Genomic DNA, 20,732 nt, shown 5'->3' with positions numbered 1-20,732 from the left:
GCTTCAGCCATTGGATTTCGCCAATGTCTGTCTGCTAGCTACGGGGCGGCTTGGTCCTTACCCCGACCGAACTTTCATCGGTTAGATGTACCTAGCTTAGCTAGGCACGCAGCTGTAGAAAACACAGCTAAAGTATATTTCATGCTTTTTAAGCCTCAAATAGATGGAGGAAATCCATCTATTTGAGAATCCCCCGCTCCGCATCAGCCGCCGCGGCCCCGACCTATTTTAAAAACTGATCCGTCGAACCTGCCGCTACAAACTCACTCAGCTTCAAAAGCTTCTTCTTCCCTATGTTGCCCGTTATCGTATGCGATGTTGGCTTTTCAGCCTTCGGGTCGTCGACGATTCTTTGGACGTAATCCCCTGTAAGCAGGTTATAGTCCGCTTCGTCACCCGTTTTCTCTGTCATGGTCCCCGTAAAATAAGTGCCGACCGTAGCGCCTATCAGGTACCAGTCTCCATTTTGAAATCTGAAGCGGTAGTTTCCATACCATCTGTCGTTACTTCCCCCATAGAAACTCACGACAACGGAGCCTCTATCGATGGCAAGACCCGCTAGTGGATCGCCCCATACTCCGCCCTCATCGGCTTGCAGGATTGCCTTATCTGCGATAATCGAGCGTGTGTAGGTGCCATCCTGATTTCCAAAAGCTATCAGCAGCGCTCTTTCAGGCGCCTGATCCTTAGAGTTTTCAAGCTTCTCGATGACTATAGCGACGTCTTGAATACCGTCATTGTTCAAGTCACCCTCTACCTTCTCAGGGCCACTCTGCCGGACCAGCAGCCGCCACCCAGGAGGAATCAGTGTAGATACATCTTTGACTTCCTTATCCTTAACCTCATTAACCTTCGTAGGAGTTGCCTGCTCCTTTTCCACAATGCCGGATGCCGTCGTCTCCACTGGCTCAACACTCGGCGTTCCAGCTGCTCGCTCTGTTGCTTGACACGCAGACAAACCGATCATGCCCATGAGTACCATCACGTAATAGAAGATCTTCAATCCGATTTACTCCTTTCGACCATGCGAAATCCGATAACTAACCCAATGACAACGAGCAGGAGCCCTACTAATGCCGTGCCGAACGGATATGCTAACGGGAAAATGAGGGATGGCCAACCGAGCAGAATGTCACTATGATACCCCACCGAGGAAGGCGAGGTCGTCGTTAGATTAATCACATTTACCCTGTAAGGATCCTCTCCCAACTCCTCAAATGTGAACCGATCTTCTTGCACCTGGCCGCGGCTATCGATACTTAGTATGCGCCATGACAGATTTTTATCCAGGGTTAGTGCTGTTCCAGAAGTCCGTTGAATGATTACAAACCTTTCTACCCCTTCCTCCTTGACTGTGACAACACCAAAGTATCCATGATACCTATTGTCATCCAAATAATGAGGCCGAACTTCCACAGGCCCTTCCATAGACCAATCCTTCTGATTGATCGTCATCTGTAAATTGGATTGCGCGCGACTAGATTGATTGAATACGCCAGATTGGAATTGATCTGCAATTTTGATGATCTGACCTGCCCATGTATAGGTTCTCGTGTACGTTAACCGACTGGAATTAGCTTGCTGATTCATGTCCACGTACGTTGCCATGGTTGGAATGATTTTTGTTTCATTACCGTTCGTCAATTCGTTATCCACAGAGATTCGATCGACTGGGATCGGTGCACCTCTTCCGAGAATCTCCACCTTTCCTAACTCCATGAAGTTCACATAAATATGATCAAATTGATACTCATGGTTTACACGACTTCCAATCATCATCTCCTTACCTGCGGTATACAAGGGAATGGCCGAGAGTAGTAGGAGTAGTGTACCTATCCAAAGCGGAGTTAACCTAATAAGTTTCATATGTTCGCCTCCAAGCTTCACAACCTATTCATTTCTCTTCCCTACTATGTTACACCTATTCCAGAACCGTTCACCCCTTCGTTTACGTCAAATATTTGAAATATTTACCACAAATGGTGATGCGTTCATTCCCATATGTAAAAAAGAAGAAGCTCACGAAAGAGACTTCTTCTTCTTTTCCTTCTGAAAATAACACGATCTCAACTTGTGACTTCGTCCAATTTACCTTCAAATGTTTCTACAGATCTCTCTTCCCCATACAACTCATTCAAATGAGTAAGATGCGACATTCCCCAATCGTTCATGGCCTGTAAGACCGTAGACATTCCTTTGCCGTGTTCTGTGATGGAATATTCGACTTTGGGAGGAATTTGGTGATAGATTTTCCGATGAACAATATCATGATACTCGAGCTCTCTTAATTGTTGGGTAAGCATTTTTTTCGTTATATCGGGAATCGCTTTTTGAAGTTCGCTAAATCTCATCGTACCATTCGAGAAAAGGTGGAACAAAACGATGGGCTTCCATTTGCCTACCAAGATTTCCAAGACAGTTTCAAATTTACAATGGGGTGCCTCCATATGCATTTCCTCCTCAATTTCAATAAGGTATCTTTTTGTATACTAGGTTTATTTAGAGTAACTACTTCTCAGTATCGCTCCTAGGGATTATTATACGACTAGATACTTACTTAATTCAAGGAGGTAATTTTATTTCATGAATATCACATTATGGATCGCACAGGGAATTCTAGCAGCAGCGTTTATTATGGCAGGTTCTATGAAAACTTTTCAGTATGAGAAAGTCAAAGCCGGGATGCCTTGGGCCAAAGATTCATCCAAAGGTATGGTAAATTTCATTGGACTATCCGAACTACTTGGAGGATTAGGGCTGATTATCCCATATGCGACAGGAATCGCACCTATTTTGACACCAATTGCCGCTATTGCACTAGGTTTCATTATGGTACTTGCAGCCGTAGTTCACGCTAAGAGGAATGAAAACTCAGGTATCGGGATGAACATTATTTTCTTGGCGATATTACTCTTTGTAGCAATCGGGCGTTGGTAAGCTTCATCCAGCACAACACAGCACTATACAATAACGAGTAGGAGGTTCCACTATGCTTTCCCCAGTCTTTTTGCCGCACGGCTCACCTTATACCATTTTTGAAAAATCCGAATTCACCGCGTTCCTGAACCGCTTCGGCCAAGAGAATCGCCCTAAAGCTATTGTCATCTTCTCTGCCCACTACGAAAGTGATATCACAACCATTGCCGCGACAGATGATGTGCATGACATGGAATACGATTATTACGGGTTTCCTTCCTCTTTTTATCAAGTTCAATATCCCGCTAGAGGTTCAGCGATCGTTGCTTCCATGGTGGAAGAGCGTCTGCGCCAGAATAACATTCCGGTTCAAAAGAAATATCGCGGCTTAGATCACGGTGTCTTCCCTATTATGATGCACGCTTATCCGGAGGCCGATATTCCGATCGTTCCCGTTTCAGTCAACCCCTTCTTGCCTGCGAGACAACAGATTGCGATCGGTGAGGCGCTGCAAGGTCTGGAGCAAGATGGCATTCTAGTCATTGGCAGCGGCTTCTTGACGCATAACTTTAATGAAATTGATCGTAACAAGGAAGCGCCACCTCGCGCATGGGCCGTGCAATTCAGGGATTGGATTCGGGAAAAGGTGCTCGCCAGAGATATCGAAGCCTTAAGCCAATACGCAACGCTAGCCCCGCATGCAGCCCTAGGCGTCCCGCGTGCCGAACATTTCGTGCCTTTGCTGATCGCACTTGGAAGTGGCAGCCCTGGTCGAGAAATTCGTGTCCTGCACGACACCATCGAACATGGTTCATTAAGTACGCTGGCTTTCAAATTTTAAAATGAAAAAAGACACTTCTATGAGAAGTGTCTTTTTCATTGCAAGATTCATATGATTATTGAGCTTGTACGATCTCTCTACCCTTATATGAACCGCAGTTTTTGCAAACATGATGCGCTTTTTTAAGTTCAGCACATTGTTCACACTTCACCATTCCTGGCACAGCCAGTTTAAAGTGAGTACGGCGCTTATCGCGACGTGTTTTGGACGTTCTCCGTTGAGGAACTGCCATAGTCAAAACACCTCCAGTTACTTTACTAAACAACAAGAGATATTGTAGCCTTCTCGAAGCCATTTGTCAATGCTAGAACCTATCTTTTGAGTTAGCAATGTCGTATATTTACGATTTTCTTCTTGCCCTAATCAGCAGCAGGCCTGCTCCAATAACTAAGATGACGCCTACTTGCGCGAATTCTAGTAAATGATAGCGAACTAACCGATGATAGATCGCTTTGAGAATAGCCCATTTATTCGTATACGTCATCGCATCCATCTTACCTTTTAAACTTACATCGTCTATCGGCTCTACGCCTTGCCCCATCTTACTTAATTCCAATGAGGCATTCGTCAGCTTCTTCGTTAAAGAACAAGAGCTTGTTTGCAGCATATTCGCTTTAAAATCATAGTCATAAGCAAACACCAGATAGGTTTCATCCTGCTCAAACGTATAGCCACAGGAAGGCTCACCCAATCTAGTGAGAACAATGGCCTGCGTCTGATTCATCCCTTTCCACGATTTCTCTACAGCGAAATGCACGGCGATTTGATGATCCAGAATGCCATTGATATCTAAGACCTTAGGTTCGATGGCAAGTACTCTGCCTGCAAACACAGCCTTCGATTGTTCCACAGCCTTTATCGGGTCCGTCTGCATCTCACAGCTGCAAGCATAACTTTTACTCGGGAGGGCTAGGCTCATACCACTTAGCATGATGATAAAAGAGAGAGCCATTACAAATCGATTCACACACGTCTTCCTTTCAATTGAAAATCTACCAAACTAACAGACGTGAATTTCCAAATAATGTTTCACCTCTAGGACTAAAGATACAAAATAAATAGCTGCGTCTTTCGCATGCCACCCACTCCCATCCGGAATACAAAAAAGGGGAAGCATCGCTTCCCCCAGAACCATATAAAACTCCTTCTCCCCAAGGAGAACAACTGTTACTTCTTAATCGCTGACATCAATAGAAAGATAGGACGGCGCGTTTCGTCTTTCATATCAGGGTATTTCTCCAAAGCTTCTAGCGTCGGTTGAGGCTCAGCGACCTGCGTAATAAGGAATCCCGCTTCAATTAACGCATTCAGATAGGAAGATATCGTTCGATGATATTTGACCACATCATGATCTAGGAACCTCGCTACCCGCTGCCCTTCCGCCTGATAGTCGTCGACAGGCCAGTGCATACGCTCGCCTGCGGGGCCGTAGTGCCAGTCTTGCGCAGCACGTGCGGTAAAGACCGGATGCTCCACAGAGAGGATGAAGGTGCCTCCAGCGGACAGACAATGCTGCACCTTACGGCAAACCGCTTCCCATTGCTCAACGTAGTGAAGAGCCAATGAAGAGATCACAACGTCGAACTCCCCAGCGGCGAAGTCGATATCTTCAATCGCCAGCCTCTGGTACGTGATACCCGGATCGCTATGATTCGCACTGGCATACGCCAGCATTTTCTCCGAGAGATCTACACCAACGACGGACGCGGCACCTTGCTCACGGGCATACTTGCAATGCCAACCGTAACCACACCCCAGGTCAAGAACGCGTTTGCCTTGAAGCGCTGGCAGCATCGTACGAAGGACAGGCCATTCCCCAGCGGCGTTGAGACCGCCAATGGAACGAGGCATCTCGCTATATTTTTCATAAAATCCAAGCTCATCATATTTATTTTGTTTCATGGCATCTAAGACTCCTCATTGTAAAGATATCGTTTGAAGGATAGGATAGAATGAATTTAGCTTTTTTAACTAGTTTACAATACAATAAGTTGGAAGCCAAAGAATGACCAGAAATGGGTGATTTCGTTGTTTACAATCTTACTGATCGAAGATGATGCAACCTTGTTCGCAGAGATCAAAGAGCGTTTGGCTCAGTGGTCCTATGAGGTTCATGGCATCTCTGATTTCAATAAAGTACTCGAGACATTTATTGCTTTGAAACCCGATTTAGTCATTGTTGATATTCAACTGCCGAAATTCGATGGTTTTCATTGGTGCCGCATGATTCGAACGCATTCCAATGTGCCGATCGTCTTCCTTTCTTCGCGCGACCATCCTACGGATATGGTGATGTCAATGCAGCTTGGAGCGGATGACTTTATCCAAAAGCCTTTTCATTTTGACGTGCTGATCGCCAAGATCCATGCCATCCTCCGCCGCGTCTACAACTATAATACGGAGCAAATGAAGCTCAAAACATGGTGCGGCGCTACGATTGATTTTGAGAAAAATACGGTTAGTCATGCTAATGGGTCCATTGAATTGACCAAAAATGAAATCTACATATTAAAGCTCCTCATCGAGCATAAGAATACGATTGTCAGCCGAGAGGACATTATCAACAGTTTATGGAATGATCAGCGTTTTGTCAGTGATAATACGTTGACGGTGAATGTGAATCGGCTAAGGAAGAAGCTGGACGAGCTTGATTTAGGGCGGTTTATTGAAACAAAGGTCGGGCAAGGCTACATCGCAACGGAAGAGATCCTTTCCTTATGATTAAGATGTATCTCAGAGAGCGAATAAGTTGGATCCTCATGTTCCTTTTCGGTCAAATTCTCCTGCTGCTCATCGCCTATCTCGACCACTCGATCCCTTTCCGATCCGTTCTGTATATTGTTTTCTTATCTACGATGCTCTTCGTAATCTTTGTGATCGTTCGTTATCACACAGAAACGGCTTTTATCAAGCGATTAAACGACTGGGAGACCAGTCTTGATGTATCCGGTTTTGCCGACGCGGCAAGTCCCTTTGAGAAGATCATGGAAGCCGCCTTGGTCAATCAAACACAGCAGCTCCACCAGACTGCCTCGCGGCAGCAAATCGCGCTGGAACAAGAGAAAGACGAACTACTTGCTTGGATTCACGAAGTGAAGACGCCGCTCACTGCTATGCATCTGATGATTGGCCGTATGGAGAACGATAAAGCGAAAGCCTCCATCACCTTTGAATGGCTGCGTATTCATCATCTTCTCGACCAACAGCTTCATCAGCTGCGACTTCCCTCCATCGAAAATGATCTCTACATTGAAAAGGTACGAATGGAAGATATCCTCTTCTCGGAGATTAAATCACTGCAATCTTGGTGCATTCAGAAAGGCATAGGGTTTGACGTTCAATTAGACGCCACAGCCACAGAGACGCTCCTTTGTGACACCAAATGGCTCGCATTCATCCTGCGTCAGCTCTTAACGAATGCCGTGAAATATAGCGAGAGCTTCTCGCCCGATATTATTGTGAGAAGTTTCTTCGAACAGGGGCGTACCGTCTTAGAGGTAACGGACTTTGGACGCGGCATTGATGCCAAGGATCTTCCCCGTATCTTCGATAAGGGCTTCACCTCCACGACTTGGCATCAGGACAGCGCAGCGACGGGCATGGGTTTATATCTAGCCCGCAGGGCAGCAGACACGCTGCACATCCAGATTACGGTGCATTCGGAGGTGGGGCTCGGAACGACGTTCACCCTTGCTTTCCCACAGCCCAATGAACTCGTGCGGATAACAGGCATGTGACAATAATGTCACATGCTTTTGTACTTTGTTCGTCCAATCGAAGGATAAATGCGGCCTAGCTTTTTATAATAAAGCTAATCGTATAAAGGAGTGTGTGATTCATGTCTATCCTACAAGCCGTTAAAATTCATAAAAGCTTCGGCAATAAACATAACAAACAAGAGGTACTTCGCGGCCTCGACATCTCCATCGCAAAAGGGGAGTTCGTCAGCATCATGGGCCCTTCCGGCTCTGGGAAAACGACGCTGCTCAACGTGCTCTCTTCCATCGACAAAGTGAGTCATGGTTCCATTCAGATTAACAAGACAGAAACGACAAGCATGAAAGAAAAGCAATTGGCTGAGTTTCGCAAGAATCATCTAGGCTTTATTTTTCAGGACTATAATTTGCTGGATACGTTAACGGTGAAAGAAAATATCTTACTTCCGTTATCCATTACGAAAATGTCCAAAGTTGAAGCTAATCAGCGGTTTCATGACCTTGCGAGAGAGCTCGGCATTTATGAGTTGAAAGATAAATATCCGAACGAAATATCCGGTGGACAGAAACAGCGAACGTCCGCTGCCAGAGCGTTTATCCATGATCCTGATATTATTTTCGCGGATGAACCTACCGGTGCCCTCGATTCCAAATCTGCCTCCGATTTGCTGAATAAACTCAGTGAAATGAATGTAAGCCGCCAAGCGAGCATTGTGATGGTTACACATGACCCGGTTGCAGCCAGCTACAGCTCCAGGGTAATCTTCATTAAAGACGGACAGATTTACTCCCAAATCTACAAAGGTCAAGAAACGAGACAAGCCTTCTTTCAAGATATTATGAAGACCCAAGGCGTACTTGGCGGTGTGCACAATGAGTATTAATCAGCTCATCTTTCAAAACCTGAAGGCCAATATCAAACATTATTACTTGTATGTGTTCGCATTAATGTTCAGCGTTGCGCTCTATTTCGCATTTGTTACTTTACAATATGACCCTGCTTTAGACGCGACCAAGGGATCGATTAAAGGTGCTGCCGCACTGAAGTCTGCATCCATCCTGCTTATCGCCATTGTAGCTATCTTCAATTTATATGCGAATAACATTTTCGTGAAAAGACGGAGTAAAGAAATCGGCCTTCTGCAGCTCATCGGCATGACGAAGGGCAAAATCTTTCGCATCCTGAGTACCGAAAATTTCATCTTGTACTTTGGTTCGCTAGTCGTGGGAGCATTTATTGGCTTCTCCGTATCTAAGCTCATTCTGATGGTCTTACTGCAAATTACAGGTGTTAAGGCTGATGCAACGCTCCACTTCTCGGTTCAGGCATTTATCCAAACCATTGTCGTTTTTAGTAGCGTTTACTTATTAATCCTGCTGGTCAATTATTTGTTTATTCAAAGGCAGACGATTCTTTCATTGTTCCATGTTGCCACGTCCACCGAAGCCAAAGTGAAACAAATGTCGAAGGCAGAAGCGATCCTAGGATTCATTGGTCTCTGTCTCGTGTTATTGGGCTACTTTGTATCTTCTAAGCTGTTTTCAGGAAGTATTACGACAGCAACTGGATTATTGAGCAGCATGCTGTTCATTCTTGCCTCTGTGATCATCGGGACTTATTTGTTCTATAAAGGGTCTGTCCGTTTGATTTTAAATGTGGTTCGTAAGCGGAGAAATGGCTATTTGAACGTGCAAGAGGTGCTTTCCCTCGCTTCTATTATGTATCGGATGAAATCCAACGCCCTGCTGTTGATGGTCATCACAACGGTATCTGCCTTAGCGATTGGCTTGCTGTCCTTAAGCTATATTACGTACTATTCGGTTGAAAAAACAGCCGAACGGAACTTGCCAGCTCACTTCTCCGTGACGGAACGTCACTACGCGGAGAGTTTCACGCAAGCTTTAGATGCCCGTGGCTTCAAGCACCGTGATACAACGATTGAAGTCATTCAAATCAAATCTGATCTTAGCCAAGTGATGGATACGAAAAATGAACTGTATGTTGGCCCAAATGCCAATCGAATGGCTGTGATTAGCGACACTGCGATAGGCATGGATTTGGCTGCGAACCAGACTTTTTTCACTGGCGCTAACGATGAAATGCAGAAATTTCTTCAATTCAAACCGAACAGTCAAGCCAAGCTGATCACCCGCAATGCCACTATTCCACTAACGTATATCGGCATTGAGGAACAATCCTACGTTTCGAGGCGTTTCTCCTTCAGCAGCCTGCCTGTTGGTGTTGTAGACGATTCCGTTTTTCAGCGGATGAAGCAAGATCTCGATCCTGAAATCCAAGGAACATCCTCCCTATATTTCGGTATCGATATCGTGGATGAGAAGCAGCTTGAGAAAGCCAATCAACTTTTCCATGACCTGAAGTGGGGAGATCGAGATACTCGTGATTCTCGTCTAGATATGGCTAGCGAATCCAAAAACCGCATGGGCTTGATGATGTTCATTGTCGGTTTCCTAGGACTTACCTTCCTGATCACTTCAGGCTGTATTCTTTATTTCAAGCAAATGGACGAGAGCGAAGATGAGAAATCTTCGTATACCATTCTGCGCAAGCTCGGTTTTACCCAAAGCGATCTGCTCAAGGGAATTCAAGTGAAACAGCTTTTCAATTTCGGTATCCCCTTAATTGTCGGGCTGGTTCATAGTTACTTCGCAATCCAATCCGGATGGTTCTTCTTCGGAACGGAGCTGTGGACGCCGATGATGATCGTGATGGGGCTGTATACGGCGCTCTACTCCGTATTCGGGGTGCTGTCTGTGCAGCATTATCGTAAGGTAATTAAGAGGGCATTGTAGGGTATAAAGGAATTTCGTTCTTAAAAAAGAGGCTGTCTCGAAGTCAATGCGACTTTGAAACAACCTCTTTTTTCGTTAACGGGCAGACTTGGGCAAATCTACGTTCTGCCATCTACCTGTACTTTTTCCATCTAAACACGAATCGACGGCAGGCCAACCTTTTTTAGAAGTCTTCCTGCGATACCAAGAGTGTTTGGGCTTGCCTAAACGCACAAAGAAGCCTACAGCACCGCTGCAGGCCTCTCCTCCTCTATCTATCTCACTGCTCTACGTTACTTTGCTTACAATTTTCAGAACCGCATCTCGCGTCAACTTGTTCCCCCCAGCAGCTAGTAGATTTACCGTAGCATGCGCTAGTGCTAATGGGACTTTGCAGAACTTCAATGCTGGCCCCTGCTTCAGATCTGCAATATAGCTATCTGCCAATTGCAAATTGCGACGCGTGTATTGCTGCATCTCCTTGAATCCCCAACCATCCGGGAAGAAGTTCACGCCGCGATTCGCATCCTCCAATTTATTGCGGAGAATATTAACCGCTTGAAGTCCTCTACCGAAAGCAATAGCTTTATCGCGATCGGATTGCGTCCCATCATGCCATAACCACAGCTCGGACAACATCTCACCAACCATACCAGCTACGCTATACGTATAGCGATCCAAATCTTCTTCCGTATGAATGTTCCAGCCATTTTCAACCCATTCGGACATTTCCAATGACATTTTGGCAATATACTTCTTAACGATTGGCATGGCCGTTGGCGGACAGAGCAACAACCATTCATCCAGTCGCATCGAAACTTCCGGTAAAGCCGCTTTATGAGGCGCAAGCAAGTTTTGTATCGAACCGATAATATCTGAGGACTGGAAAGCTTCATGTACCCCAGACAAAAGCTCTATTTTCAAAGGGTCAGCGAGTTCCTCATGATCCTCGATTTCATCGATGGCCCGCATACATAAATAGGCAGATGTAACAGCCTCTTTTAACCCGAAAACCAAGTTGCTAATCGGTATATAAAAAGTTCGGCTCGTTTGCTTCAACATCTTCATTGCATCATTCAGAGTATCGGTATTAATGGTAATTACCTCCAAGTATAAACTTGCCTTTAACTTAAAATTGCGTATGATATCTAATGATAACACACTTCATTAAAGTTAATCCAAATCAAACAGTCAATAGTTGAGCAAACTTCGCTTTATTACACAAAAGTGTCAAATATAAAAATTCTCCAGGCAGGAATCACCTCCCATGAAGTAAATAATGACACCCTTTTTTGGATATTATGTCCAAAACATAAGGGAAATAAAATAATACATTGAAATTTCATCTTTGGACTAAATTTTAAATTGTGATACAGACTTGTTCAAGAGATCAGCTTGCTCCGCCAGAGATTGACTTGTTGCAGCTGTCTCTTCGGCAGCAGCAGCCGCTTCTTCGCTTGCCGCCGCAATAGATTGCGCAGATTTAATGACTTCCGATGATTGCGCGGCTTGTTCTTCACTAGCGGCCGCTATCTCATTGACCATATTAGAAGTATCATTTACCTTCTCTACAATTTCTCGGAAAGCTGTGCCTGTTTGTTGCGTCTGAGCGACGCTATCTAGCACGGCTTGGACACTTGCCTTGGTATTTTCCTGCATCGTTTTAATGATCGAAGTGATTTGCTTGGTCGCTTCCCCGCTTCGCTCCGCGAGTTTTCTAACTTCATCCGCAACAACAGCGAAGCCTCTTCCTTGCTCGCCTGCTCTTGCAGCTTCAATAGCGGCGTTCAAGGCAAGCAGGTTCGTTTGTTGAGCAATATCATCAATCACTTCAATGATCTCACCGATTTTGCTTGAATCGCTCTCTAGAAGCGTAACTTTTACATTGACTATTTCCATTCCTTCTATTGACGCTTCTAGAACCTTACTTCCAGCCGTCGCTGTACGAACTGCTTGCGATGACAATTCAGCGGCACCTTCCGCGCTTACGGCTACCGTAGTAATCGCATCGGACAGTTCTTTAAATAGTTCCGTAATAATTTGCGCGTCCCTAGATTGCGTCGTACTGCCACTTGCGATTTCCTCCGTGCTTGCGGATATTTGTTCAGATGCCGCCGCAACACTTTGTGAGGATTGAATGATACCTCCAATCAACTTTTGCAGATTACCCGCCATATGATTAATAGAAGCGGAAAGCTGGCCAATCTCATCCTTCGTGTCGATATCTGATTTCTGGCGAAGATCTCCTTCTGAAACTAACGCAACTAAAGCGACCATCTTCCTAAGCGGCTTCACAATGATCTGGGAAATAACAAGACCAAATATAAGACTAAGCATGACCGCCACAATAATGATGGCAATGGTGGTTGTGCGAGCAGAGGCATAAACCGTATCGGCGCTATCATTCGTTTCTGCGGCAATCTTGATGTTCAAACTGATCAAATTCTCCAGACCAGTTCTAAATTGAGACTCAGCCACGTTAAGCGGACCATTTTTAAAGGCAGTAAACTCTGTTGGATCATTCTGATAAGAAAGCTTCAAGGCTACATCGAATTGTTTGAAGTATTCGGATGTAGCTTCATCCAATACTTTAACTAACTCTAGCTCTGGTTTTGTAAGATTTGTATCTCGGTACATATCGATCTGATGGATAAGATCCTTTCTTAGATCGTTAATTTCTTGGCTATATCTATCCATCTCTTCCTTGGATTGCGATAGACTGATATCCCTAAGCCTTACTTTTGATTTCTCATAATCGATTTGAGCCGCAGACAAGTTCTTGACAGGCATTAAATTATTGTCATACAGGTTTTGCGCGATTTGGTTCATCTTTTGCAGATTCGAGATTGCGTAAATGCCTACAAAAGCTAATATCAGAGAAACAATCAAAAACGAAGAAATTAATTTAACAGATGTTTTCAAATTTAAATACCATTTCATAACATTCACCTCATGTTGTTAGTTGGTTTGCTATTTGCCAATAAGCTTATGGATAACTGCCGATATTTCAAGAATCAATGCGACTTTCCCATCCCCTAGAATAGTAGCTCCAGATATGCAATCAACCTTGCCAATATACGAACCTAAAGATTTGATGACCACCTCTTGGTTACCTAGAAGTTCATCCATAGCAAGCGCGATACGCTTCTCCGCCGTGCCAACGATAACCAATTGCGTATGATTCGTCGTAATGGGTTGCTTCTCGATTTGAAATTGATCATGCAGCCATACAATGGGTATGATTTGATTTCTTAACACAATGACAGACTCGCCACGCATAGACTGAATCTCTGCTGGGGTTACTCTGACGATTTCGGCGATATTGCTCATCGGGATGATGAAGGTTTGTGCATTTAACCTTACAAGCAACCCCGTAATGATAGCTAAGGTGAGAGGAAGGCGGATTTTGAATTGTGTGCCTTTCCCTATCTCTGTATGAATATCAATCAGTCCATTTAATTTTTCAATATGGCTCTTTACGATATCCATGCCTACTCCGCGTCCTGAGACGTCACTTACAGAAGATGCCGTTGAGAAACCCGAGTGGAAAATAAGGTTGATGGCTTCTTTCTCCGTATACGTTCCAGCGTCCGCTTCTGCGAGAAGTCCTTTTTGGATGGCAGACTTTACAATTTTGGTTGCGTCGATGCCTGCGCCATCATCTTCTACATAAATAATAACTTGGTTATCTTCATGAGCCGCTCGAATTCGAATCGTGCCTTTCGGACTCTTTCCCTTCACGTTGCGATCCTCAGCTGGTTCAATGCCGTGGTCAAGCGCATTGCGAATAAGATGAATTAACGGGTCCGCAATTTCTTCAATTAAGGTTCTGTCCAGCTCCGTATCTTTGCCCTCAATAACCAGTTCCACATCTTTATTCAATTTGAGCGCAAGATCACGCACCATTCTCGGAAACCGATTGAACAATTGTTCCATTGGCAACATTCTTGCCTTCATGACACTTCCTTGCAGTTCACTAATGACTCGTGACAAATGATCCGATATCTGGCCTAGCTCTTCCATCGACTCGCTGAACGAAGCGTCCTGCCGGAGTAAGTTTCGCTCGACTTGACTGATCCGAGTTTGGTCAATAACTAGCTCCCCAACTAGATTCATTAAATCTTCCAACCGTTCTACACTCACTCGTATCGTCTGGTTTTTATTGCCGCTTGGTTCGTTGCTTATTTCTGGCGACAATTCAGCCGCAATAACAGGAGCAGGAACATGAGCAGGAACGATATCTGCTTCGGATGAAGATTGATTTTGCAGCATATCAACCTCAACGCCTACTACCTCTATCATGGAAGCAACATAGCTGATAATTTCATCCGTCGTTTTGTTGCCAGCGAACACATAGCTGATCTCTATAGACTCCTCATTACTTTCATCGATCATGTCGGGAGATGGGTCAGAGAATAACACTTCGCCCCAATCATTTAAGTTATTAAGTACAACATGGGCTCGAGCTCCTTTAATGACGCTATCTTTAGAAATGGTTACACGCACCCAACTTACAATAGCTCCCTTCTCCTGTGCTTCACCAATTCTCGTTTCCATATAAAGGCTTAAGCTATGCTTCGATTTTTTCCTATCCTGTACTGCATGTTTATGGGTGTTCCCCGCCGCATAAGCTTGGAGTTCTGCCAGCAATGGTAAAATATTAGATACCGTCTGATCGGCAGTTTCAATTTCTCTTTTCAGCTCTTTGAGTAGATCTAAGGATGTAAACAAGAGACTAATAAGGCCTGTTGAAACTGCCATCCGATCCTGACGCACAAGGTCTAAGAGATGCTCCATCTCATGCGTCAGTTCCTTCATGGACTCGAACCCCATTGCCGCTGAAGAACCTTTCAAGGTATGCGCAGCTCGGAAAAGGTTTTGTATAACGCGATCCGTTTTCCCCTCTTGCTCCATTTTCAATATACAATCGTCGATAAGCTCTAACTGCTCTTCCAATTCTTCTAGAAAAACTTGTTTGTAGTCTGACAAAGACATGGATGTCAACTCCTAATTAGTTGCGAAGCAAAACTTCATCGAGCTTTAAAATACCAACCAATCCATGGTCCGTTATCCCAATTCCCGCGAAGTAATTACCGCTAATGACCCCAACACGATCCGGTGGCGGTTGGATATCAGAGAGATTCGTTACTTTATTAACCCGATCCACAATAACGCCAACTGTATCCTCAGCATGGTTCACGACGACAATTCGGGTGAACTTCGTATAAGCCTCTTCCATCAAGCCAAACAAATTTCTTAAGGATATGACCGGAATAATCTTGCCGCGTAGATTGATGACTCCCTTTAAATACGGCATCGCATTTGGAATTTGTGTAATGTCTTGCACTTTAATGATTTCGTGAATAGCTTGGATTCGAATTGCATAGGTTTCATTGCCTATACCTAGTTCAACATATTGCTCCTGTTCCTTCGTCTGCATATGAGCTGCTCCTTTTTTACAAACCACATAAAGGGTACCCGTTAAGTTTGTTTTTACGTTCTAGTCCCATTTCTATTTCCCTTTCCCTTCCAGTTTCCACAAGGATGTGACAGTTTCCTACAAATTTCGACATTAACATTAATTACTAGTAACAATTGACGTTCACCCTCTAATCCAGAGTTGCCACCAGAAACGCTAATGCAGAACGGAAACGCAAAAAGAGCTACTCGCAAGTAGCTCTCTTTCCTCATAACTCGCCTAATTCTGATGATCATTTACTCAGTAATTGGCTTCAAATCACTAAACTTTAGCAATACTTCTCTACTCGTATCGAGATAGATTACTCTAATATCTAATTCCTCGTTATTAATCTCGAAAGCAAGAATCATACATTTCCGACCACGATTTTTCGTCTTTCTAGGATTATCTGGTGCCACAACGTAAGAGCCCCCAAGACTCAAACTTACCGTTTCGCTCATCGTAATCTGCTACCTCTCATGTTGTTTTTAGGATCATGCTATCCACCTAATCTTCTTACCTTTTCCTCGATTATACATTGATTAGACTCATCCCACACAACCGAAATTTCAAACGTTCCCGACTCGAAAAATAAAGGAAACCTTCGCTTAAACCAATCTTGCATCGGCATCTGCAAAGCCACATCGATATCCACCCAGGCTAATTCGCCCTCAGGCGGGTTGGTTAGCAATTCCCCAGTAAATGTCCGGGTTAAATAATTAAACACCATGTACCGATAGTTTTTCTCGGGAACTAAATATTCATCGACGCCCTTGTATATAAGGTCTTCCGGCTTAACAACGAGGCCCGTTTCCTCCCACACTTCTCGGACAGTCCCCTCCGTGAAACTCTCCGCCGAATCCACCTTGCCCCCTGGGCCCAGATATCCAGGAAACCCTTTGGACTCTGGACGATTTATCAGAAGCACCTTATTCCCATCTTGGACTAGGCACATTGTATAGATGCCACATTCAACTTTATTCATTTAGGCAGATCCTCCTACTTATCCATCATTCAAAAGGACTCTCCAACAAAATGATTCATTTGCAATAATATTCACTAGGATTTCTCTAAGCTCCAGATTCTCTGCCTGGCTGTAGTCCTTCGCTCTGCCTACTATGACGCCTTTAACTTGTGAAAAGATACCCTGCATTCCATAATTTCGCAGCATATAGCCTACTTGCACAGGTGATGGCTTCTCTTCCGAGGTTTCAAAAAATAAAATCTTATCCTGCCAGAAATCATCCTTCGGCCAGTAGATCGTCGATTTCATAAACTCTAGAACTTCGATACATCCACCTCATAAATACCCTTGCTCCATCGCGTCGCCCTGTATAAACATCCAGCCATTCTCATTCTCCCTAAAAGGCTGACACTAAGTAATGATTCCGTCTATTTCTTTATTTTCGAAACAGTGGTTAATATCTTGTGCACGCATCTGTGGGTTATTGTACAATTCACTTAGTGACATCCTGGCCGATGGCATTTCAACAACTTCCAGGCCGAATGCCTCTCTAAGCTGCTTTAAGCCCAATTCATATATATCCGGGAACAAATACGGCAGCCCATGTGAAGGAGAAATAATTGGAGCCTGACTTTAATCGCTTAGGTTTGATCATGTTAAGCCCCCTATCAACAAATGCCAAACACTTTCAAAGTCCTCATCCGTACTCCCTATTCCCCACTCCGAGGCATGCGATGGATGATGAAAACGTGAGGTAGCCAAGAAGATGCCTCTGGCCAGAACCGCAGAATCTCCCTGCTTGAACTCCCCGTTTGCCATTCCACGTTCAAGTATCAGTCTAAGCTGCTCCATCAATCGGTACACATGTGTGTTGATCATTTCCACTTCAATAATCGTAACATTCGCATACATGGCGAACATTTCTGAGTCCTCCACAGCGAATTTTCGCTTGATTTGAATCAGTGTCTTAATCCACAAAAGCAAACATTCTTCGGCACGGCCACTCGTCTCACTCGCAATAGCTTCCAGCGGGACTACGATGCTCGTATGCAACCAGCGGGATGTCAAGGCTTCCCGCAGATAAGCTTTGCTTTCATAGTGACGATACAAAGTCCCATGGCTCACTTGCAGTACCTTTGCTACGTCCACAACAGACATTTTGTCAGGCCCATGCCGCCGAAGCACTTGCTCAGCCGCATCCAGAATCTCATCCTTCGATAACGGCAACTCATTCTTCGTCATTTATACAAAACCGCCATTCACACGAATCGTCTGCCCCGTTACCCATTGCGATTCCTCACCTGCTAGGAACAATACGACTTGCGAAATATCCGCTGCTTCTCCCAAGCGTCCGAATGAATTCATGTTCGCTATCGCTTTGATTTGTTCCTCTGATTTCCCTACCGTGAACAACTCGGTATTCACCGGCCCTGGTGCAACGGCATTAATCGTAATGCCTTTGGGTCCTAATTCTTTGGCCAACTGACGTGTGAACTGCTCAACAGCACCTTTCGTACCCGCATAAGAGCTGTACCCAGGGAACATTTGCCCAATAACCGAAGTAGAGAAATTAATAATCCGACCATTCTCTTTCATATGCAGCGCCGCTTGCTGAATCGCAAAGAATGTCCCTTTCACATTGATATTAAACTGTCTATCGAAATCCTCCTCGGTAATCGAAAGAATCGGTTTCGTAATCATAATCCCCGCATTGTTGACCAAAATATCAACCTGCCCATACGCCTCCAGCGTCTTCTGGAATAAGAGCTCAACTTCCGTGACTTGGCTAATATCCGCCCCAATCGCGATCGCATTCCCGCCTAGTTGCTTAATGCCGTTAACCACTTCTTCTGCTTTACTAGGACTGCTCGCGTAATTCACGACAACACTAGCCCCGTGCAGCGCAAGTTCCTCTGCAATCTTCTGACCAATTCCTCTTGATGCACCTGTTACCACAGCTACTTTACCCGATAATTTCTGCTCCATGTACATTCCCGCCTTTCCCTAACCGTATTTCCTTTATTATAAAAAGACGAATGACAAAAATCAAATAATGTCATTTGATTTTTGTCATTCGCTCATTAACTTTATTCAATTCACTCTACGATTAACGTTTCTCCATGCTTTAACAAGCGGAGCAAGCTTGCGTCAAGACCTCTCCGCTGCCAATCCGCCAGCAACCGATCCAACGCCTCTTTGGCCGTATCATCGGCAAGACGAAATGCGCCATAATGCATGGGGATAAACTGCTTTGCCCCGACATCAAGAAACGCCTGCACTGCCTCTTCTGGGGAAACATGCTGCATCCCCATGAACCACTCCGGCTCATAGGCGCCAATTGGCATAAGCGCGAAGTTGATACCCGGAAATCTCGCTCCGATCTCCCGAAAACCTTCAAAGTAACCGCTATCCCCCGCGAAATAGATCGTACGAGGCTCGTGCTCGCCTTTCCATGCCGCGCTAGGCTTCACGATCCATCCGCCCCATAGCGAGGTATTCGTATCCGTTAACGTACGTCTTGTCCAATGCTGCGCAGGAACAAAATGAAACGCCAGTTGACCGATGGTCTGACTTCCCCACCATGGCAGTTCATAGACCGTGCTGAAGCCCAGCTTCCGCACCTTAGAACCAAGCCCTTCGGGCACAAGCACGTATGGCGTGCCTCGCAGCTTTTTCAACGAGCCTACATGCAAGTGATCGTAATGGGCATGAGACAGCAAAATAACATCGACAGGTGGGATCTCTTCTATCGTTAAACCTGGCGCCTCAAGCCTTGGGCTAAAGCCCATCCGCGTGGCCCAGACCGGATCTGTAACAATCGTCATACCACCTATTTGCAGCAAAAAAGTGGAATGCCCGATCCATGTGATCGTCACATCATGCTGATTATTTCGAAGCAGCTCCTGCTGCTTGTGTTCTGCTTGCCCAATGCGGTAGGATACGTCTTTCACTTTACCCTTCCGCTCCTTCTGCCAGCGACGTACTTCTTTCCATGTTTTCGTCTTCGCATTCGGATCTAAGTTGCTGTATCGCTGCCGCGCCATACGTTCATCCCCATTCATCTTCACACGTTTCAAATTCTATCTCTTAGTATAGCAAATGGAATCGCGGTATTAAAATGCAAAAAACCACCCGAAGGTGGTTCTTTCTTTTTAAGCGGGCGGCGGGAATCGAACCCGCGCGATCAGCTTGGAAGGCTGAAGTTCTACCATTAAACTACGCCCGCGTAGTTAGTTTAAGCAAAGATGGCGCGCCCTGAGAGATTCGAACTCCCGACCTTTTGATTCGTAGTCAAATACTCTATCCAGCTGAGCTAAGGGCGCATCTATATGGTTAATAATGCCGAAGACCAGACTTGAACTGGTACGGTAGTCACCTACCGCAGGATTTTAAGTCCTGTGCGTCTGCCGATTCCGCCACTCCGGCTTATATGAAAGGCGCTACCCAGATTCGAACTGGGGGTAAAGCTTTTGCAGAGCTCTGCCTTACCACTTGGCTATAGCGCCGAAATCTTCATTTGTACCATCTTAAATGGTGGAGGCTGACGGGATCGAACCGCCGACCCTCTGCTTGTAAGGCAGATGCTCTCCCAGCTGAGCTAAGCCTCCATGGGATATACTTTTACTAAAAGTGGTGACCCGTAGGGGACTCGAACCCCTGTTACCTCCGTGAAAGGGAGGTGTCTTAACCACTTGACCAACGGGCCTAGAAATGGCTCCCCGAACAGGACTCGAACCTGTGACAACTCGATTAACAGTCGAGTGCTCTACCAACTGAGCTATCAGGGAATAATGGTGGAGCCAAGCGGGATCGAACCGCTGACCTCCTGCTTGCAAGGCAGGCGCTCTCCCAGCTGAGCTATGGCCCCAGACAAAAAAACACCCAATGCAGAGAGGCTTTTAGCTCCACTAAAAGATCCCTAAATTAGGTAACTGCTTGGCAACGTTCTACTCTCCCAGAACCCTGCGGTTCAAGTACCATCGACGCTGGAAGGCTTAACGGTCGTGTTCGAGATGGGAACGCGTGGATCCCTTCCGCCATCAT

The 20,732-nt window shown here is 45.2% G+C and carries 24 protein-coding genes, 8 tRNA genes and 1 rRNA gene; 7 read left to right on the top strand and 26 right to left on the bottom strand.

All coding sequences use genetic code 11. The features are described 5' to 3' along the window. Nucleotides 1-186: hypothetical protein (locus AC58PV_RS35055; RefSeq protein ID WP_497437655.1), on the top strand; the 186-nt coding region annotated here is incomplete at its 5' end. 37 nt (nucleotides 187-223) lie between these two features. On the opposite strand, the gene AC58PV_RS35050 is transcribed toward AC58PV_RS35055, so the two are convergent. The 3 genes from AC58PV_RS35050 to AC58PV_RS35040 form a co-directional block, all read right to left on the bottom strand. Next, nucleotides 224-1,003, bottom strand: coding sequence for a hypothetical protein (locus AC58PV_RS35050; protein WP_497437654.1), 780 nt, complete (start codon nucleotides 1,001-1,003; stop codon nucleotides 224-226). Then, nucleotides 1,000-1,866, bottom strand: a complete 867-nt coding sequence (locus AC58PV_RS35045; protein WP_497437652.1) for a hypothetical protein — start codon at nucleotides 1,864-1,866, stop codon at nucleotides 1,000-1,002. Before AC58PV_RS35045 ends, AC58PV_RS35050 begins: the two co-directional genes overlap by 4 nt. A 200-nt stretch (nucleotides 1,867-2,066) precedes the next feature. Beyond that, nucleotides 2,067-2,453 carry a winged helix-turn-helix transcriptional regulator gene (locus AC58PV_RS35040; protein WP_497437651.1) on the bottom strand — a complete coding sequence of 129 codons (387 nt, stop codon included), beginning with the start codon at nucleotides 2,451-2,453 and terminating at the stop codon, nucleotides 2,067-2,069. A gap of 130 nt (nucleotides 2,454-2,583) precedes the next feature. On the opposite strand from AC58PV_RS35040, the gene AC58PV_RS35035 reads away from it, so the two are divergent. Further along, entirely contained in the window at nucleotides 2,584-2,937 is a 354-nt protein-coding gene (locus AC58PV_RS35035) for a DoxX family protein (RefSeq protein ID WP_497437650.1), read from the top strand. A 52-nt stretch (nucleotides 2,938-2,989) separates the two neighbouring features. Next, entirely contained in the window at nucleotides 2,990-3,757 is a 768-nt protein-coding gene (locus AC58PV_RS35030) for a DODA-type extradiol aromatic ring-opening family dioxygenase (protein ID WP_497437648.1), read from the top strand. Nucleotides 3,758-3,812: 55 nt separating this feature from the next. Here AC58PV_RS35030 and rpmF read toward each other — a convergent pair whose 3' ends face one another. The 3 genes from rpmF to AC58PV_RS35015 form a co-directional block, all read right to left on the bottom strand. Then, nucleotides 3,813-3,989, bottom strand: a complete 177-nt coding sequence (gene rpmF / locus AC58PV_RS35025) for a 50S ribosomal protein L32 (protein WP_047680282.1) — start codon at nucleotides 3,987-3,989, stop codon at nucleotides 3,813-3,815. Between the two features lie 108 nt (nucleotides 3,990-4,097). After that, entirely contained in the window at nucleotides 4,098-4,724 is a 627-nt protein-coding gene (locus tag AC58PV_RS35020) for a hypothetical protein (protein ID WP_497437647.1), read from the bottom strand. Between the two features lie 200 nt (nucleotides 4,725-4,924). Continuing rightward, nucleotides 4,925-5,659 (bottom strand): class I SAM-dependent methyltransferase, encoded by a 735-nt coding sequence (locus AC58PV_RS35015; protein ID WP_497437646.1) that lies wholly within the window; start codon nucleotides 5,657-5,659, stop codon nucleotides 4,925-4,927. A gap of 126 nt (nucleotides 5,660-5,785) precedes the next feature. On the opposite strand from AC58PV_RS35015, the gene AC58PV_RS35010 reads away from it, so the two are divergent. From AC58PV_RS35010 to AC58PV_RS34995, 4 genes are all read left to right on the top strand, one after another. Then, nucleotides 5,786-6,478, top strand: a complete 693-nt coding sequence (locus AC58PV_RS35010) for a response regulator transcription factor (RefSeq protein ID WP_497437644.1) — start codon at nucleotides 5,786-5,788, stop codon at nucleotides 6,476-6,478. Then, the gene (locus AC58PV_RS35005; protein ID WP_497437643.1) at nucleotides 6,475-7,494 is read left to right on the top strand and encodes a sensor histidine kinase; all 1,020 of its coding nucleotides are present in this window, start codon (nucleotides 6,475-6,477) and stop codon (nucleotides 7,492-7,494) included. Before AC58PV_RS35010 ends, AC58PV_RS35005 begins: the two co-directional genes overlap by 4 nt. A gap of 101 nt (nucleotides 7,495-7,595) precedes the next feature. Further along, nucleotides 7,596-8,357 (top strand): ABC transporter ATP-binding protein, encoded by a 762-nt coding sequence (locus AC58PV_RS35000; RefSeq protein ID WP_497437642.1) that lies wholly within the window; start codon nucleotides 7,596-7,598, stop codon nucleotides 8,355-8,357. Further along, entirely contained in the window at nucleotides 8,347-10,287 is a 1,941-nt protein-coding gene (locus AC58PV_RS34995; protein WP_497437641.1) for an FtsX-like permease family protein, read from the top strand. Before AC58PV_RS35000 ends, AC58PV_RS34995 begins: the two co-directional genes overlap by 11 nt. 267 nt (nucleotides 10,288-10,554) lie before the next feature. On the opposite strand, the gene AC58PV_RS34990 is transcribed toward AC58PV_RS34995, so the two are convergent. From AC58PV_RS34990 to rrf, 20 genes are all read right to left on the bottom strand, one after another. Further along, nucleotides 10,555-11,334 carry a squalene/phytoene synthase family protein gene (locus AC58PV_RS34990; protein WP_497437659.1) on the bottom strand — a complete coding sequence of 260 codons (780 nt, stop codon included), beginning with the start codon at nucleotides 11,332-11,334 and terminating at the stop codon, nucleotides 10,555-10,557. A 285-nt stretch (nucleotides 11,335-11,619) separates the two neighbouring features. Beyond that, the gene (locus AC58PV_RS34985) at nucleotides 11,620-13,206 is read right to left on the bottom strand and encodes a methyl-accepting chemotaxis protein (protein WP_497437639.1); all 1,587 of its coding nucleotides are present in this window, start codon (nucleotides 13,204-13,206) and stop codon (nucleotides 11,620-11,622) included. 30 nt (nucleotides 13,207-13,236) lie between these two features. After that, complete coding sequence (locus AC58PV_RS34980) at nucleotides 13,237-15,261, bottom strand: chemotaxis protein CheA (protein WP_497437638.1); 2,025 nt, start codon at nucleotides 15,259-15,261, stop codon at nucleotides 13,237-13,239. 16 nt (nucleotides 15,262-15,277) lie between these two features. Next, nucleotides 15,278-15,706, bottom strand: coding sequence for a chemotaxis protein CheW (locus AC58PV_RS34975; RefSeq protein WP_497437637.1), 429 nt, complete (start codon nucleotides 15,704-15,706; stop codon nucleotides 15,278-15,280). Nucleotides 15,707-15,981: 275 nt separating this feature from the next. Continuing rightward, a complete protein-coding gene (locus tag AC58PV_RS34970; RefSeq protein ID WP_497437635.1) occupies nucleotides 15,982-16,185 on the bottom strand; it encodes a hypothetical protein in 204 nt (67 codons plus the stop codon). Nucleotides 16,186-16,223: 38 nt separating this feature from the next. Beyond that, nucleotides 16,224-16,709 (bottom strand): NUDIX domain-containing protein, encoded by a 486-nt coding sequence (locus AC58PV_RS34965; protein WP_497437633.1) that lies wholly within the window; start codon nucleotides 16,707-16,709, stop codon nucleotides 16,224-16,226. Nucleotides 16,710-16,727: 18 nt separating this feature from the next. After that, nucleotides 16,728-16,997, bottom strand: a complete 270-nt coding sequence (locus AC58PV_RS34960) for a hypothetical protein (protein WP_497437631.1) — start codon at nucleotides 16,995-16,997, stop codon at nucleotides 16,728-16,730. Between the two features lie 102 nt (nucleotides 16,998-17,099). Then, nucleotides 17,100-17,258, bottom strand: a complete 159-nt coding sequence (locus AC58PV_RS34955; RefSeq protein ID WP_497437658.1) for an LD-carboxypeptidase — start codon at nucleotides 17,256-17,258, stop codon at nucleotides 17,100-17,102. An 81-nt stretch (nucleotides 17,259-17,339) separates the two neighbouring features. Next, nucleotides 17,340-17,930, bottom strand: coding sequence for a TetR/AcrR family transcriptional regulator (locus AC58PV_RS34950; RefSeq protein ID WP_497437630.1), 591 nt, complete (start codon nucleotides 17,928-17,930; stop codon nucleotides 17,340-17,342). Beyond that, complete coding sequence (locus tag AC58PV_RS34945) at nucleotides 17,931-18,674, bottom strand: SDR family oxidoreductase (RefSeq protein ID WP_497437628.1); 744 nt, start codon at nucleotides 18,672-18,674, stop codon at nucleotides 17,931-17,933. A 110-nt stretch (nucleotides 18,675-18,784) separates the two neighbouring features. Next, entirely contained in the window at nucleotides 18,785-19,732 is a 948-nt protein-coding gene (locus AC58PV_RS34940) for an MBL fold metallo-hydrolase (protein WP_497437656.1), read from the bottom strand. A 111-nt stretch (nucleotides 19,733-19,843) separates the two neighbouring features. Then, nucleotides 19,844-19,914, bottom strand: a tRNA-Gly gene (locus tag AC58PV_RS34935). Between the two features lie 20 nt (nucleotides 19,915-19,934). Beyond that, nucleotides 19,935-20,011: transfer RNA gene (locus AC58PV_RS34930), tRNA-Arg, on the bottom strand. A 17-nt stretch (nucleotides 20,012-20,028) separates the two neighbouring features. Next, nucleotides 20,029-20,114: transfer RNA gene (locus tag AC58PV_RS34925), tRNA-Leu, on the bottom strand. Nucleotides 20,115-20,123: 9 nt separating this feature from the next. Next, a tRNA-Cys gene (locus AC58PV_RS34920) sits at nucleotides 20,124-20,194 on the bottom strand. A 26-nt stretch (nucleotides 20,195-20,220) separates the two neighbouring features. Continuing rightward, nucleotides 20,221-20,296: transfer RNA gene (locus AC58PV_RS34915), tRNA-Val, on the bottom strand. A gap of 23 nt (nucleotides 20,297-20,319) precedes the next feature. Next, nucleotides 20,320-20,394: transfer RNA gene (locus AC58PV_RS34910), tRNA-Glu, on the bottom strand. 6 nt (nucleotides 20,395-20,400) lie between these two features. After that, nucleotides 20,401-20,476 (bottom strand) — tRNA-Asn (locus AC58PV_RS34905). A 4-nt stretch (nucleotides 20,477-20,480) separates the two neighbouring features. Beyond that, a tRNA-Ala gene (locus AC58PV_RS34900) sits at nucleotides 20,481-20,556 on the bottom strand. Nucleotides 20,557-20,622: 66 nt separating this feature from the next. Then, nucleotides 20,623-20,732: ribosomal RNA gene (gene rrf, locus AC58PV_RS34895) — 5S ribosomal RNA — on the bottom strand; the annotation flags it as partial.

Source organism: Paenibacillus sp. J22FR83 (assembly GCF_059691955.1).
Note: the sequence above shows the minus strand (reverse complement) of the source record. Positions and strands in the feature narration are given on the sequence as shown.